The sequence below is a fragment of the Tropicibacter oceani genome, from assembly GCF_029958925.1.
Taxonomy (GTDB): Bacteria; Pseudomonadota; Alphaproteobacteria; order Rhodobacterales; family Rhodobacteraceae; genus Pacificoceanicola; species Pacificoceanicola oceani.
Genome location: NZ_CP124616.1, coordinates 1 through 13,731, shown reverse-complemented (window position 1 = coordinate 13,731; position 13,731 = coordinate 1). Strand labels below are relative to the sequence as shown.

Genomic DNA, 13,731 nt, shown 5'->3' with positions numbered 1-13,731 from the left:
GGAATTTGAGTATTTTTTCCAAGAAGAAGCAGGGGGCGGGCGCATATGGCCACGGCACTTATCACTCACGCGGATTGTCTGGAGCATGTCACCCCTCAGGGTCATCCCGAACAGGTTGCGCGGCTTGACCATGTCCTGCATGGGTTGCAGGCGCTGGACCTTGTCCGGGTGACGGCGCCCGAGGCGGCGGACGAGGATTTGCGGCTGTGTCATCCGCAGGCCTATGTCGACCGGATCGTTGCGGCCGAGCCTGCATCGGGCAACGCGCAGTTGGACGCCGATACCTGGATGTCGCCGGGTTCCGTTCGGGCGGCGCGGCGGGCGGCGGGCGCGGCGTTGAAGGCGGTCGACATGGTGATGGGCGGCGAGGTGGCCAACGCCTTTTGTGCCACGCGTCCCCCCGGGCATCACGCCGAGACCGAGACGCCGATGGGGTTTTGCCTGTTCGGCAATGCCGCGCTGGCGGCGAAACATGCGTTGGAGCGGCACGGGTTGGCGCGGGTTGCTGTTCTGGATTTCGACGTGCATCACGGCAATGGCACGCAGGACCTGTTGTGGAACGAGGCGCGCGCGCTGTTCATCGGCAGCCATCAAATGCCGCTGTGGCCCGGCACCGGCGGCGCCGATGAGCGCGGCGCTCATGACAACGTGCTGAACCTGCCTTTGGCGCCGGAAAGCGGCGGGGCCGAGATGCGCGCCGCCTGGACGCCCGCCCTGCAGCGCCTCCGGGCCTTTGAGCCCGAGCTGATCGTGATCTCGGCGGGGTTTGATGCGCACCAGGACGACCCGCTGGCGCAGCTGAACTGGGGGCTTGAGGACTTCCGCTGGATCACGCGGGAAATCTGCACGGTTGCTGAACAAAAAGCGCAGGGGCGTGTGGTCTCTGTGTTGGAGGGCGGCTACGATCTGGCAGCCTTGGCGCAGGCCGCCAAGGCGCATGTCGAGATACTGATGGAGGCAGGCGCATGAGCGACGCACCGATCGAAGAGATGAGTTTTGAGCAGGCCATGGCCGAGTTGGAACAGGTCGTCGGCCAGCTGGAGCGGGGCGACGTGGCGCTTGAGGATTCGATCCGCCTGTATGAACGCGGCGCCGAGCTGCGCAAACGCTGTGACGCCAAGCTGAAGGAAGCCGAGGAAAAGGTCGCCGCGATCACGCTGGACGCCGATGGCAACCCGGTTGGGACAAAGCCCGTCGATGCCGGATGAGTTGCAATCCGCGCTGAGCGGGGCGGCGGACCGGGTGCAAGCCACGCTTGGCGACCTGTTGCGCGCTGACGAAGGCACGGTCGCGCAGGCGATGCTGTACGCGGTCGAGGGCGGCAAATGCCTGCGCGCCTTCCTGGTGTTCGAAGGCGCCAGGGCGCATGGGCTGGCCCCGGACCTGGCGGCGCCCGCTGCCACGGCGGTAGAGTGCATCCACGCCTATTCTCTGGTGCATGACGACATGCCCTGCATGGACGACGATGACCTGCGGCGGGGTCGTCCGACGGTGCACCGGGTCTGGGACGAAGGCACGGCGCTGCTGGTTGGCGATGCCTTGCAGGCGCTGGCCTTTGAAAGCGTCGCCTTGGGTGATCTGCCGGCATCGGCGCGGTTGGCGCTGTCGGCATCCTTGGCGCGGGCGGCAGGGTTGCGCGGCATGGTGGGCGGCCAGGCGATGGACATCGCCGCCGAAAGCGCCGCCGAGCCGCTGACGCTGGACCAGATCACCGACCTGCAACGCGGCAAGACCGGTGCCCTGATCGAATGGTCAGCGACGGCGGGGGCGGTGATGGCCGGGGCCGACCCTGCGCCGCTGCGCCGTTATGGCCAGGCGCTTGGCCTGGCCTTCCAGATTGCCGATGACATCCTGGATGTCGAAGGCGATGCCGCCACTGTCGGCAAGGCGGTGGGCAAGGATGCGGGACGGGGCAAGGCCACCTTTGTCAGCCTGCTGGGGTTGGACGGGGCGAAACGCCGCGCGGAAAACCTCGTGAATGAGGCATGTGATGCCTTATCTGTCTATGGTGACAAGGCCGATTGCTTGCGGGATGCCGCCCGTTTCGTTATTTCGCGCCGTAACTGAACGACCGAGGCCCCAATGCCTGACAAACCCGATACCCCCTTGCTTGACCGCGTCGCGCTGCCTGCCGACATGAAGCAGTTTTCCGATGCGCAGCTGACGCAGCTGGCGCAAGAGGTGCGCGCCGAGACGATCCATGCGGTTTCGAAGACCGGGGGGCATCTGGGCGCTGGGCTTGGGGTGGTCGAATTGACGGTTGCCCTGCACGCGGTGTTCGACGCGCCGCGTGACAAGATCATCTGGGACGTCAGCCACCAGTGTTACCCGCACAAGATCCTGACCGGGCGGCGCGACCGCATGGGGACCTTGCGTCAAAAGGACGGGCTGTCGGGCTTTACCAAACGGTCCGAGTCGCCCTTTGACCCCTTTGGCGCGGCGCATTCCAGCACTTCGATCAGCGCGGCGCTGGGTTTTGCCGTGGCGCGCGATCTGGGCGGCAATTGCGACACCGGGCATGGCGATGCCATCGCGGTGATCGGGGATGGCAGCATCAGCGCGGGCATGGCCTATGAGGCGCTGAACAACGCGGGCCATCTGGGCAAGCGGCTGATCGTGATCCTGAATGACAATGAAATGTCGATTGCCCCGCCGACAGGGGCCATGTCGTCCTACCTGACGCGGCTTTATGCCGAGGCGCCGTTCCAGGACCTCAAGGCCGCCGCCAAGGGCGCCGTCAGTTTCCTGCCCGAACCCTTCCGCGAAGGGGCCAAGCGCGCGAAGGAAATGATCAAGGGCATGACCGTGGGCGGCACCCTGTTCGAGGAGTTGGGGTTCAGCTATGTCGGGCCGATCGACGGACATGACATGGACCAACTGTTGCCGGTGCTGCGCACGGTGCGCCAGCGCGCCACCGGGCCGATCCTGATCCACGTTCTGACGAAAAAGGGCAAGGGCTATCGCCACGCCGAACATGCGCCTGACAAGGGCCATGCGCGCGGCAAGTTCGATGTCGCCACCGGCGAGCAGAAAAAGGCGCCGTCCAACGCGCCGTCCTATACCAAGGTCTTTGCCGAGGCGCTGTTGCAGCACGCCGCCGAAGATCCGCAGATTTGCGCGGTGACCGCCGCGATGCCCGATGGTACGGGCCTTGATCTGTTTGCCGAACGCTATCCGTCGCGCTGTTTCGACGTCGGCATTGCCGAACAGCATGGCGTGACGTTCTGCGCCGGTCTGGCTGCGGGCGGGATGAAACCGTTCTGCGCGATGTATTCGACCTTCCTGCAGCGTGGGTACGATCAGGTGGTGCATGACGTGGCGATCCAGCGCCTGCCGGTGCGCTTTGCCATTGACCGGGCCGGGCTGGTGGGGGCCGACGGGGCCACCCATGCGGGCAGTTTTGACATTGCCTTCATGGCGAACCTGCCGGGGATGGTCGTCATGGCCGCCGCCGACGAGGCCGAGCTGAAACACATGGTCGCCACCGCCGCCGCGCATGACGAGGGGCCGATTGCCTTTCGCTATCCGCGCGGCGAAGGCGAGGGGGTCGAGATGCCCGAACGCGGGCGGGTTCTGGAAATCGGCAAGGGCCGGATGATCCAGGAGGGCAAGACCGTCGCGATCCTGTCCTTTGGCACCCGCCTGGGCGAGGTTCTGAAAGCCTCCGAGGCGCTGCGTGCACGCGGGATCACGCCGACCATCGCCGATGCCCGCTTTGCCAAACCGCTGGACCGCGACCTGATCCTGCGTCTTGCGCGCGACCACGAGGCGCTGATCACGATCGAAGAGGGCGCGGTTGGCGGCTTTGGCAGCCACGTGGCCCAGCTTTTGTCGGACGAGGGCGTGTTTGACCACGGTCTGAAATACCGCTCGATGGTGTTTCCCGATACCTTCATCGACCAGGCCAACCCCAGCGACATGTATGCCGTCGCCGGCATGAACGCCGAGGATATCGAGGCCAAGGTGTTGACCGTGCTGGGGGTTCAGGTGCTGGACAAACAGGCCTGAGGCCTAGACCAGCCCCGTCCAGATCGTCACCAGCAGCACGAAGATCACGGCGCTTTGCACGTAGCCTGCCAGCAGGTAGGCGCCGTCGCGCGTCATCAGGCCGAACATGATCATCGCGGTGGCCCCGGCGCTGAAGGATGTGAAAAAGGGCAGCAGTTCCAGCACCGGCCAGGACAGGGCGATCACGATCGAAATGGCAAAGGCCAGCAGCCGCATCGGCCCGGCGGTCAGCAGGTGAAACCGGCCCTTGCTGTGACGGTCCATGAAGGCGGCCGGACGGCGCAGCCAGTTCACCGCTTTTTGCAGTTTGCCCGAGGACACGCTGCGCCGTGTCAAAAGCCCCGGCAACCACAGGTGATCGCGCCCCAGAAGTCCCTGAAAGGCGCAGATCAGCACGATCAGCGCGCCCAGCGTCGGGGTGCCCGGAATGCCCGACAGCGGCGAGACCAGCAGCACCGCGGGCACCATGATCACCGCCGGAAAGGACCGCCCGCCGACGCGTTCCAGCATGTCGCCCACCGATACGTGATCTTCGTCGCCTTGCGGCTGGACGGCATCCAGCAGCTGGGTCAGGCTTTCGGGCGGGCCTTTCAGCGGACCGTTCACCGGGGCGGGCATGGCGGGCTCAGGCGCTTTCGGCGTGCAAAAGGGCGGCCAGCCCGGCGCGGTAATCGGGGTACAGAAGGGTCACGCCCAGCTCGTCCTTGATGCGCGCATTCGAGACGCGCTTGCTTTCGGAATAAAAGCTGCGCGCCATCGCGGACAGGTCGGCCTGCTCAAAGGGGATTTCCGGCGGCACCGGAAGCCCCAACAGTTGCGCGGCATGGGCGATCACGTCCTGCGGCGGGGCGGGGTCGTCGTCACACAGGTTGTAGACCGCGCCGGGGTTGGGCGCCTTGATCGAGGCTTCGAGCACCTGGGCGATATCGTCGACATGGATGCGGCTGAACACCTGCCCCGGTTTGACGATACGCCGCGCGGTGCCGTTTCGGACCTTGGAAAACGGCCCGCGCCCCGGACCATAGATCCCGGCAAGGCGAAAGACGTGCAGCGGCAGGTGTGCAATGGCGCCCCAGGCGGCCTCGGCCTGAACGCGTGCGGCCCCGCGGCTGGTCGATGGGGTCAGGGGCGTTGCCTCGTCGATCCAGGCGCCGTGATGGTCGCCGTAGACGCCGGTGGTCGACAGGTAGCCGGCCCAGTGCAGATCAGGGGCGCGGGCGGCGATCTGGTCATGCAGCAGGCGCAGCGCCGGGTCGCCCTGATCGTCGGGCCCGGCGGAAATCAACAGGTGGGTGCATTGCTCCAGCGCCTTTGACAGGCTCTGTTCGTCCCACAGGACGGGCTGCACGCCGGTGGCGCGGATCTGCTCTGCCTTGTCGGCCGAGCGCGTGGTGCCAAGGATCGTCCAGCCTTGCGGCAGGAGATTGCGGGACAGGGCGCTGGCCGAATAGCCGTGGCCCAGGGAAAGGAGTGTGCCGGACATGACGATGTAAGTGGCGCGAATGCTGCCCCGTTTCAAGCCGATAGGCAGAATGTTCTGCGTGGGAATGCCCTGCCGCGCCGCGCGGACAAGGGGCGCAGGCGCCCATGCGCGGGAGCCTGCCGATGCGTCAAGCGGGGACTCGCCGGGAATCGATGCGGGGGGTAGAGGCAGGGCAGTCGTTTCAGGAGTTCACCATGTTTGCCCGCCGTGCGTTTCTGCTGAGCCTGCTCAGCCTGCCCATCGCCTGTTCGGCCCCCGCCCCAAAGAAGGCGGCCCCATCAAAGGAACGGTTCGATCCGCCGCTGTACCCCAATGAAACGCCGGAATTGCGGGCGCTGATCAACCAGTGGTCGGACCATTATGACCTGCCCCGCCCATTGGTGCACCGGCTGGCCATCCGTGAAAGCAGCCACCGGCCGGGCGCGCGCAATGGCCCCTATTGGGGGCTGTTCCAGATCCTGCCGCAGACCGCGCGTACCATGGGGTTCAAAGGCCGGAACGAAGAGTTGCTGGATGCCGGAACCAACCTGAAATACGCGCTGAAGTATCTGAAGGGCGCCTATGTGGTGGCGGATGGCAACCATGATGCGGCCATCGGGTGGTACGCCAAGGGCTATTACTACGAGGCCAAGCGCAAGGGTCTGCTGGTGGAAACCGGGCTGCGGCCGGGCTGATCGCTTGACGGGCGGGTTTTTCTTGGCGCATCGGGGGCAAGCCTGTAACAGTTCTCCGGACCGGGGCGCTGGTGCCCCCTTGGCAGGAAAGTAGGCCGGAATGTTCATTCGCTGCGCGTTTTTCAAAGGCAAGATCAAACTGGGCATGGAAGAGGCCTTTCACGCCCATTGGCGCGAGAACCTTGTTGTCGGACGCAGCATAATGTGACCTTTTCCCAGGAAAATTGACCTTTACACAGGTTAAGAATGGCCATCGGCAACAGGGGTTGCCGATGGTCTTTTTGTTTTTCAATGACTTACGTGAAATCTGGCCTGTCATCGCCATGGCGCAGCCTGGGCCGCACGCAGCCTCGGCTGGGAGATTGACGGCGGCCGCTCTTTGTTCTCATTTCGTTCCCAAGGGTCCGGACCCTCCTACACATGCCAATCGCAGCGTCGCTGCTGTTCCTGACCTGCGCGATCTCGCTCGGTTCGGGGAAGAAAGGAGTCCAATGCCCAAGATACGTTTCGCCGACGTCAACTTCCGCCGCCTGGGAGCCCCGGAGAGGTACGAAGTCGAAGACCGCCTGAAAAAGTTTCTCGCGAACTTTCGTGCCGAGCGACATCCGGCGCGCTCCCTGAGGCACATCCCTGCTGAAGACCGCGACAAGATCGAACGCCGGGTCGTCGCGTACTTCGAGGCCGTCCATCGCGCGTCCGGCATGGGACACCTTGACCGCAGTGATCGCGAGAAGATGGAAGCTTTCCGCGGTGGCGTCGATCTCATCGAAATCAAGAGCGAGCATCAGGCGGACGAGATCGCGAGCGCCCTGCACACCGAGATGCCCTGGATGGCTGCTGCGACAGAGCGGGTCTGGCATGACCTTCGCTCGTCAGTGCGCCGGGGTGATGCGGGGCCACGCATATCGCCACTGCTCTTGCTTGGTCCACCGGGGATCGGCAAGAGCCATTGGGCCCGTCTCTTGGGGGAACACATCGGGGTTCCGACCACAACCATCGAAGCAACTAGCGAACCGGCCTCATTCGTGGTGAGCGGCTCACAGCGTGGCTGGTCGAGCGCCGAGCCGGGCAAGGCCGTTCAATCCGTCATGGCGTCCAAGATCGCCAACCCTGTCATCGTGGTTGATGAGATCGACAAGGCTGGGTCACCGCAGTCGACGAGTGGGCGATCCTTCGATCTGGCCGAAGGCCTCCTGCCCCTGCTGGAGAGAACTACGGCCCAAGGTTGGGCGTGCCCATACTTCCGGGTGAAATTCGACATGTCCTGGATCATCTGGGTTCTGACCGCCAACAGCCTGCAGGGGCTCACGCAGCCGTTCCTGAGCCGCTGCCCACCACTGGAACTGCCGTCCTTGTCGCTCGATCACCTGAAGGGCTTTGCTGCTCGGGAAGGAGCCAGACGGGGCCTGCCGATGGATGCCGTAGACGCCGTTCAAGAGGTAATCGACGCCATCAGGCAGCCGCAGCTGCTCAGTCTCCGGAACGTCCTCCGGCTGCTGGATGCCGTTGAGGTGACCTTCCACCAGCCGGTGCTGCACTGATGTTCCAGATGATGATAGGTTCCGGCGGCAGCTCAAGGGCGTCGGGGTCTTGGGAAAAGGATGGATGAGATGGCTGACGATGAAGAAAACCGATATTTTAGCTTTGCGGAACGGCAGAAGCAAAAGGCGCGCTCCAGGGAGCGCGATGAAGAACGGCTGGCGCGGGGAGAGATCTCCGCGGCGGACCTCCAGAAGGAAAATCTTGCTTTCCGAAACCTGCGGCTCGACAAGATCGGCATTCGAAAGCGCGATGGGTCCGGTGAATGGTGGTGGATGTCGATCGCACGCAAGTCGGTGATGCCTGTCGACACAAGTGAGGACGATTGAAACTAAGAGTGTCGTATCGGGGGCGGTTACTGGAAGTTCGCCGCAGGCGTGAAAGCGCCCCGACCATGTCGCAGGAGCGGTCAATCCGGCAGGTCCATTCCACTGCTGCATGGTGATCGGCACAGAGGGCGGGAAGTGTGAATTCGCTGCAAAGCAGCGGGGGCTTCCTGTGATCACCAAAGCAGACCTTCGATTGAAGCGGCCGAACCCGACATATCGATTGCTTTGGCAGCCACTCAACCTTTACGATAGCCTCAATCGAATAATAGGTGCTTTTGTTATGGGCGACGCTCAAAAGATTTGCTTTGTAGTGATGGGGTTTGGAAAAAAGACCGACTATGAATCTGGCCGTCTTCTTGATCTGGATGCGACTTACGAGGCAATAATTCAGCCTGCGGTTGAGACAAGCGGTTATCGATGCATCAGGGCCAACGAGATTTTACACTCTGGTGTGATAGATGTTCGAATGTACGAGATGCTTCTGCGAGCAGACTTGGTGGTCGCAGACATTTCAACCGGAAATGTGAATGCAGTTTACGAACTTGGCGTGCGACACGCATTGCGCCCATTCTCAACTATTGTGATGAAGGAGAAACAAGGGAAACTGCACTTCGACTTGGATCACACAGCCACATTTATGTATGAACACCTTGGCGAAGATATAGGTAGCCGTGAAGCCAAGAGAGCTCAGGCCGATCTTGGAGCCTTAATTGGCGACATCTCTGAGAACCCGCGTCCGGATAGTCCAGTCTACACGTACATCCCATTCTTACGCCAACCGACTTTCACAGATGAAGAGTTTGAAAAGGTTTTGGTCGACGCCGAAGAAGCTCAAGAGAAGTTTTCGACTCTTCTGACGAAGGCTGAAGAAGCTGCGGATGCGTCGGACCACTTGACGGCAGCAAAGAAGTTCAAGGCGCTGCTGGAGATGCGACCCCAGAACCCATATCTCCGACAACAAACCGCTTTGCACACCTACAAATCTAAGCAGCCTTCAGAGCCGTTGGCCTTGATGCGTGCGCTAACGATCTTGGAGCCGTTGGAACCGGAAAAGTCTAATGATCCAGAAACCCTTGGCCTGAGTGGTGCAATCTATAAGAGGCTGTGGAGTCATAACGATGATCCAGCGACGCTGGACCAAGCAATACAGTACTATGAAAAGGGTTTCGAACTCAGAGGCGACTATTATAACGGGGAAAATGCGGCCACCTGCATCGAGGTTCGGGCAGGACTACAAGAAGACGAAAACGAAGCTCTGTACGATCGCATGACCGCTAAGAAGATACGAACGACTATCGTCGAAGAATTGTTGTCAGTAGCGGACAGTGCAGAGTTTGCAGAACGCTCGGATCAAGTCTGGGTGTATGCCACTCTCGCAAACTGCTTATTTGCTCTGGGGCAGAACGTGGACGCCCAGAAGTTTGAAACGTTGTTCTTCGAACAGAAACCAGCTGATTGGCAGCAAGAAACCTATCAAACTGAGAAAGACAAGGTATTGAAAGTACACAAACCTGAAGGATAGAAACACGCCTGCTCTAAAGACGAGAATGACTTTCATGAGTCACGGCCGGCGCCACAGCCAGTGACCAGTGCAATGAGCTGCTCAATCAACAACGATACGCAACTACAGATTCTTAAGTATGTTCCCCTTTAGTTCGCCTTATGCTAACAACAAGTTGGGATTCCCACATGTGAAAGGTACTAAATGTCGACTCGGCTCTTTATCAGCCATTCGTGGTCATACAGCGAACGCTACAATGCGATGGTGAACTTGCTTAACAATCGCCCGTATTTCAACTTTACCAATTACTCCGTACCAGAAACTAAGGCTTTTGGGCCTATGGCGCGGTACAAGATGGAAGAAGAGCTGCGCAGTCAAATTCGTCCGGTCAACTGCGTGATCATCATCGGCGGGATGTGGGCCAACCACAGCGACTGGATCAAGTTCGAGATGGACTTCGCAAACAGCATCAACAAACCGGTGCTTGGTGTGCGCCCGCGCGGAGCGCAGGTCATGCCGGTCGCGGTTGCTCAGGCATCCGATTTGGTGGTGAACTGGAACTCGGACTCCATCGTTGCAGGCATAAGGCAGATCACTTGAGCGCGCCCGATCTTGAATACCCAGCGCTATACGACAGCGCGAACAACGGCTCGATCAAAGCACAGCGTCGATTCCTGAGAACGATTAGGCTGGAATACTTCCTGCTGTTCTGCGTCAGCGTGGCAAGCGCCACGCGTGGGATGTCCGGGATCAACCCGCTCATCATTACGTTGCTGCTGGTCGTGCTGGCGGGTCTTTTCGTATTCAAAATTTTCAAGCGGCTAGATCAAGACTGGTACCGCTGTCGCGCGCTTGCTGAATCGGTCAAGACGTCTACATGGCGATTTTCAATGCGTGCGCATCCGTTTGAGGATACGAGCAGCATTGCGATTCCGAAGGCAAATTTCAGAAACCTCCTAAAAGACATATTAAAAGCCAACAGGCATATTGCGGCAAACCTTGAAACTCCGGTGACGGAGCAGGTCACTGAATCGATGGACGAGATCAGGAAATTGTCGCTCGATCAGCGGATGGAATACTACGTCAAAAACAGAATTGATAATCAGCGGACATGGTACTCTAAGAAGTCGAAGGCAAACAAGAATGCCCTTACATGTTGGTTCACGGCCATCATCTCCCTGTACGTCATTGCAGCGATGGCGCTGAATGCGGAGCGGTTGGGTCTTCCTTGGGCAACGCTCGCATTCGACCCTCTGATTGTCATTGTGACCTCGGCCCTCGGCTGGCTGCAAATGAAACGGCATGGCGAGTTGATGGCGAGTTACAATCTCACTGCCCACGAGATCGGAATTATTCGCGGCAACTCGGAGTCAGTGCAAACAGAGGAAGCACTCTCTGACTTCATCAATGAAGCGGAGCTAGCATTTTCGAGAGAACATACACAGTGGGTCGCTAGGCGGGATGCAACCTAAACGCTTCAGGAACAAGTTTTGAGCTTCCGCTGGAAGAGATAGAACGGCAAGATCAGCAGCTTTCTGATCGCGCCAAACAAACAAGACTATTGGACGGGTGCAGGAGGTGGCAATGCAGGGGTTGGACAAACTTCTTAAAGAACTCGATCAGGCGCAGAAAGCGCTTGCACGCCTCGACGGCAGTTTGGCGACTGTTGAATTCGATCCCAACCAACCTGGAAGCATTCAAGCCGCCATTACAAAGATGGAAGGCGCGGTAGACGCAAGTATCGCGGCCTACTCTCGCAATCCAATGGTTAGAGAGCTGACTGATGGAATTAAAGGCAACTTGAGAGAACAGATTGAACAGCGCGCTGCAAAGGCGCGGACAATGGCCGGAGACAGGCGAGAGGAAAATGAGCGCATGGACGGTACAATTTTTCGAAAGATCGAAAACACGATTGATGACTTGAAGTGGGCAGACATGAACACTTTCGATCGTCACATTAAGAAGCTGTCCAGTCTGCTCAAGTCCGATGAAGTTGTTGAATTGTCGGACGAGCTGGTTGGGCTGGTGGACTTGGACGCATGGCTGACCGCTGGAGAAGCCACACAAGGTGGTATGGTTGGCAGTGCGGAACTAGACTGGCCAGTTGACCCACGCGAAGAGCTCGGCATGACAATTGCACTAGCGCACTGGTTCGCGGACAAACCTGATCGAGCCATCGACTTCGCTCATACCTTTTACAACAGCGGTGGTCGAAAGATTACACCTGAACTTCAAGGTATGGTGGCGCAAGTTTTCGTACCATTTGGTCGCGACTTCATCGACCACGTAAAACAAGAGACTGGCATAGTGGAGTTAACCACCATCCCCGAACGAACAGCATCGACGGCACGTAAAGTGTTTGTTGTTCACGGCCATAGCGAAGCCGCCAAAGAGAAGATGGCGAGATTTCTGTCTCGCCTAGATTTCGAACCGATCATTTTGCACGAACAAGCAAGCGGAAATCGTACCGTGATCGAAAAGATCGAAGCCAATAGCGATGTTGGATTTGCTGTAGTCTTACTGACGCCTGATGATGTGGGCGGACCAATGGACGGAAACACGCAGCCGCGTGCGCGCCAAAACGTGATATTGGAGCTAGGTTACTTCGTCGGAAAACTTGGCCGTTCGCGTGTGGCCGTTTTCAAGCAAGGCGATGTGGAAGTTCCATCTGATTTTGGTGGAGTGGTGTATATTCAGCTTGATGGGGCCGGGGCATGGCAACAAGCTCTAGGAAAAGAGCTCAAAGAGGCTGGTTTCGAGGTCGATTGGAACGAAATCATGACGTAGTCCCCTTGGGTGGGTTAGGCATTTAGACTGAAGGAGACCAAAAAGATGCCCGGAGCAGCGTACATAGTATTTGACGGCGATAATGACGGTTGGGCATACCGCTACATGAACGGCTGGACAGCAAACCGGAACATCGATTTTAAATACCAGAACGCCCACGATTTGGACACGATGACAAGCCGCGCCCAGAATGAGGAGTATGTTAAGTCCAAGCTCCGAGAGAGGATGAGACAGTCTACAGCCGTTGTGGTACTTGTCGGCGATAAAACTAAGAATTTGTACAAATTCGTCCGATGGGAATTGGAGTTAGCTCTAGAGTTGGGGCTGCCGATAATTGCTGCGAATCTAAGCAAGAAAAATGGGCAGGATGACGCAAGGTGCCCAGCAATCATTCGGGACAAGGGCTGCGTCGTACATATTCCCTACACACTTGAGGCGCTTAAGTTCGCGATGGCCAATTGGCCCGGTGGCTTTAGAAAACTGAGCCGTGCTGAAATCAACGGTGGATGGAGATACTATCCGAAATTTGACTGAAAGCACAGGACCATCGGAGCTTGTTCAATGTCGGCCAGACATCAATTGCTACGCATCTGTGCTAATGTCTGCTTACCGGAAGCCGCGCCACAGCGAGGAATTAAGTAGCGGATGTCCGCTTTGGGCCGTCCTCTCGAACGGCCCTTCAGTCTAGATTTCAATAGCTTCCGCAATCGCCAAGGCATCCTCAAGTTCGACGCCCAAGTACCGGACTGTGCTGTCCATCTTGGTGTGTCCAAGGAGAAGCTGAACGGCACGAAGATTGCCCGTCTTCTTGTAAATCTGCGTCACCTTCGTCCGCCTCATCGAATGCGTGCCATATGCGCTGGCTTCTAGGCCAATTGATGTGACCCAGTCCCGGACAATGCGGGCATATTGGCGGGCGGAAATGTGAAGGCGTTCGTGAAACCGGCCTGGCCAAAGATACTCGGACCCGACCATGAGCTCGTCTTCCATCCACTTTTCGACCGAAGCGCGCGTACCTTCTGATATCTCAAATCGAACGGGCTTCTGTGTTTTGCTTTGAAGCACCGATGCCCGTTCTTTGATCTGACCAGACGACATGACATCGACAACTTTCATCCTCACTAGGTCACATCCACGCAGTTTGCTGTCGATCGCCATGTTGAACAACGCGAGGTCTCGATGGTTCTCCGCAAGTTCAAGTCTGACGCGGATCGCCCAGACGTGTTTTGGTTTCAGTGGTCGTTTCTGGCCAACGATACGTCCCTTGTTCCATGCGGGTCTTAGCGCGCGAATGGCTGGTAGGTTTGGTGTTTCCATGACTGATCCTCCGATCCGCCATGCCCTCCACAACGACAACCCGACGTTGACAAGGCAACATATCACAGAATTGCTGCACTGCCTCTGAGGTCG

15 protein-coding genes are annotated in these 13,731 nt (G+C 59.1%); 12 read left to right on the top strand and 3 right to left on the bottom strand.

Annotation, left to right across the window (positions count from 1 at the left end; all coding sequences use genetic code 11):
• Positions 1–45: 45 nt before the first annotated feature.
• From QF118_RS00075 to dxs, 4 genes are read left to right on the top strand one after another with little or no spacing between them, the layout of a single operon-like run.
• Entirely contained in the window at positions 46–969 is a 924-nt protein-coding gene (locus QF118_RS00075; protein ID WP_282300599.1) for a histone deacetylase family protein, read from the top strand.
• Positions 966–1,208 carry an exodeoxyribonuclease VII small subunit gene (locus QF118_RS00070; protein ID WP_282300598.1) on the top strand — a complete coding sequence of 81 codons (243 nt, stop codon included), beginning with the start codon at positions 966–968 and terminating at the stop codon, positions 1,206–1,208. Before QF118_RS00075 ends, QF118_RS00070 begins: the two co-directional genes overlap by 4 nt.
• A complete protein-coding gene (locus QF118_RS00065; RefSeq protein WP_282300597.1) occupies positions 1,198–2,067 on the top strand; it encodes a polyprenyl synthetase family protein in 870 nt (289 codons plus the stop codon). The genes QF118_RS00070 and QF118_RS00065 overlap by 11 nt, the downstream gene beginning before the upstream one ends.
• A gap of 15 nt (positions 2,068–2,082) precedes the next feature.
• The gene (dxs, locus tag QF118_RS00060; RefSeq protein WP_282300596.1) at positions 2,083–4,008 is read left to right on the top strand and encodes a 1-deoxy-D-xylulose-5-phosphate synthase; all 1,926 of its coding nucleotides are present in this window, start codon (positions 2,083–2,085) and stop codon (positions 4,006–4,008) included.
• A 3-nt stretch (positions 4,009–4,011) separates the two neighbouring features.
• Here the strand turns inward: dxs and QF118_RS00055 are convergent, their stop codons facing one another.
• Positions 4,012–4,626, bottom strand: coding sequence for an exopolysaccharide biosynthesis protein (locus tag QF118_RS00055; protein ID WP_282300595.1), 615 nt, complete (start codon positions 4,624–4,626; stop codon positions 4,012–4,014).
• Positions 4,627–4,633: 7 nt separating this feature from the next.
• On the bottom strand, positions 4,634–5,491 hold the full coding sequence (locus tag QF118_RS00050) for an SDR family oxidoreductase (protein WP_282300594.1): 858 nt from the start codon (positions 5,489–5,491) through the stop codon (positions 4,634–4,636).
• 194 nt (positions 5,492–5,685) lie between these two features.
• Between QF118_RS00050 and QF118_RS00045 the strand changes: the two genes are divergently transcribed.
• From QF118_RS00045 to QF118_RS00010, 8 genes are all read left to right on the top strand, one after another.
• Positions 5,686–6,165, top strand: a complete 480-nt coding sequence (locus tag QF118_RS00045; protein WP_282300593.1) for a lytic transglycosylase domain-containing protein — start codon at positions 5,686–5,688, stop codon at positions 6,163–6,165.
• A 491-nt stretch (positions 6,166–6,656) separates the two neighbouring features.
• A complete protein-coding gene (locus tag QF118_RS00040) occupies positions 6,657–7,706 on the top strand; it encodes an AAA family ATPase (RefSeq protein WP_282300592.1) in 1,050 nt (349 codons plus the stop codon).
• A gap of 69 nt (positions 7,707–7,775) precedes the next feature.
• Positions 7,776–8,033, top strand: coding sequence for a hypothetical protein (locus tag QF118_RS00035; protein WP_282300591.1), 258 nt, complete (start codon positions 7,776–7,778; stop codon positions 8,031–8,033).
• A 109-nt stretch (positions 8,034–8,142) separates the two neighbouring features.
• Entirely contained in the window at positions 8,143–9,555 is a 1,413-nt protein-coding gene (locus QF118_RS00030) for a TRAFs-binding domain-containing protein (RefSeq protein ID WP_282300590.1), read from the top strand.
• Between the two features lie 183 nt (positions 9,556–9,738).
• Positions 9,739–10,134 (top strand): TIR domain-containing protein, encoded by a 396-nt coding sequence (locus tag QF118_RS00025; RefSeq protein ID WP_282300589.1) that lies wholly within the window; start codon positions 9,739–9,741, stop codon positions 10,132–10,134.
• Positions 10,131–11,006 (top strand): DUF4231 domain-containing protein, encoded by an 876-nt coding sequence (locus tag QF118_RS00020; protein WP_282300588.1) that lies wholly within the window; start codon positions 10,131–10,133, stop codon positions 11,004–11,006. Before QF118_RS00025 ends, QF118_RS00020 begins: the two co-directional genes overlap by 4 nt.
• 112 nt (positions 11,007–11,118) lie before the next feature.
• Positions 11,119–12,321, top strand: coding sequence for a YuaX family protein (locus QF118_RS00015; protein ID WP_282300587.1), 1,203 nt, complete (start codon positions 11,119–11,121; stop codon positions 12,319–12,321).
• A 45-nt stretch (positions 12,322–12,366) separates the two neighbouring features.
• Positions 12,367–12,855, top strand: a complete 489-nt coding sequence (locus QF118_RS00010; RefSeq protein WP_282300586.1) for a TIR domain-containing protein — start codon at positions 12,367–12,369, stop codon at positions 12,853–12,855.
• Between the two features lie 150 nt (positions 12,856–13,005).
• Here the strand turns inward: QF118_RS00010 and QF118_RS00005 are convergent, their stop codons facing one another.
• Positions 13,006–13,638, bottom strand: a complete 633-nt coding sequence (locus QF118_RS00005; protein WP_282300585.1) for a tyrosine-type recombinase/integrase — start codon at positions 13,636–13,638, stop codon at positions 13,006–13,008.
• Positions 13,639–13,731: the final 93 nt, after the last annotated feature.

Coding starts and splice junctions, on each gene's coding strand:
- QF118_RS00075 (WP_282300599.1), top strand. CDS start 46: ATGGCCACGGCACTTATCACTCACGCGGATTGTCTGGAGCATGTCACC.
- QF118_RS00070 (WP_282300598.1), top strand. CDS start 966: ATGAGCGACGCACCGATCGAAGAGATGAGTTTTGAGCAGGCCATGGCC.
- QF118_RS00065 (WP_282300597.1), top strand. CDS start 1,198: ATGCCGGATGAGTTGCAATCCGCGCTGAGCGGGGCGGCGGACCGGGTG.
- dxs (WP_282300596.1), top strand. CDS start 2,083: ATGCCTGACAAACCCGATACCCCCTTGCTTGACCGCGTCGCGCTGCCT.
- QF118_RS00055 (WP_282300595.1), bottom strand. CDS start 4,626: ATGCCCGCCCCGGTGAACGGTCCGCTGAAAGGCCCGCCCGAAAGCCTG.
- QF118_RS00050 (WP_282300594.1), bottom strand. CDS start 5,491: ATGTCCGGCACACTCCTTTCCCTGGGCCACGGCTATTCGGCCAGCGCC.
- QF118_RS00045 (WP_282300593.1), top strand. CDS start 5,686: ATGTTTGCCCGCCGTGCGTTTCTGCTGAGCCTGCTCAGCCTGCCCATC.
- QF118_RS00040 (WP_282300592.1), top strand. CDS start 6,657: ATGCCCAAGATACGTTTCGCCGACGTCAACTTCCGCCGCCTGGGAGCC.
- QF118_RS00035 (WP_282300591.1), top strand. CDS start 7,776: ATGGCTGACGATGAAGAAAACCGATATTTTAGCTTTGCGGAACGGCAG.
- QF118_RS00030 (WP_282300590.1), top strand. CDS start 8,143: ATGGTGATCGGCACAGAGGGCGGGAAGTGTGAATTCGCTGCAAAGCAG.
- QF118_RS00025 (WP_282300589.1), top strand. CDS start 9,739: ATGTCGACTCGGCTCTTTATCAGCCATTCGTGGTCATACAGCGAACGC.
- QF118_RS00015 (WP_282300587.1), top strand. CDS start 11,119: ATGCAGGGGTTGGACAAACTTCTTAAAGAACTCGATCAGGCGCAGAAA.
- QF118_RS00010 (WP_282300586.1), top strand. CDS start 12,367: ATGCCCGGAGCAGCGTACATAGTATTTGACGGCGATAATGACGGTTGG.
- QF118_RS00005 (WP_282300585.1), bottom strand. CDS start 13,638: ATGGAAACACCAAACCTACCAGCCATTCGCGCGCTAAGACCCGCATGG.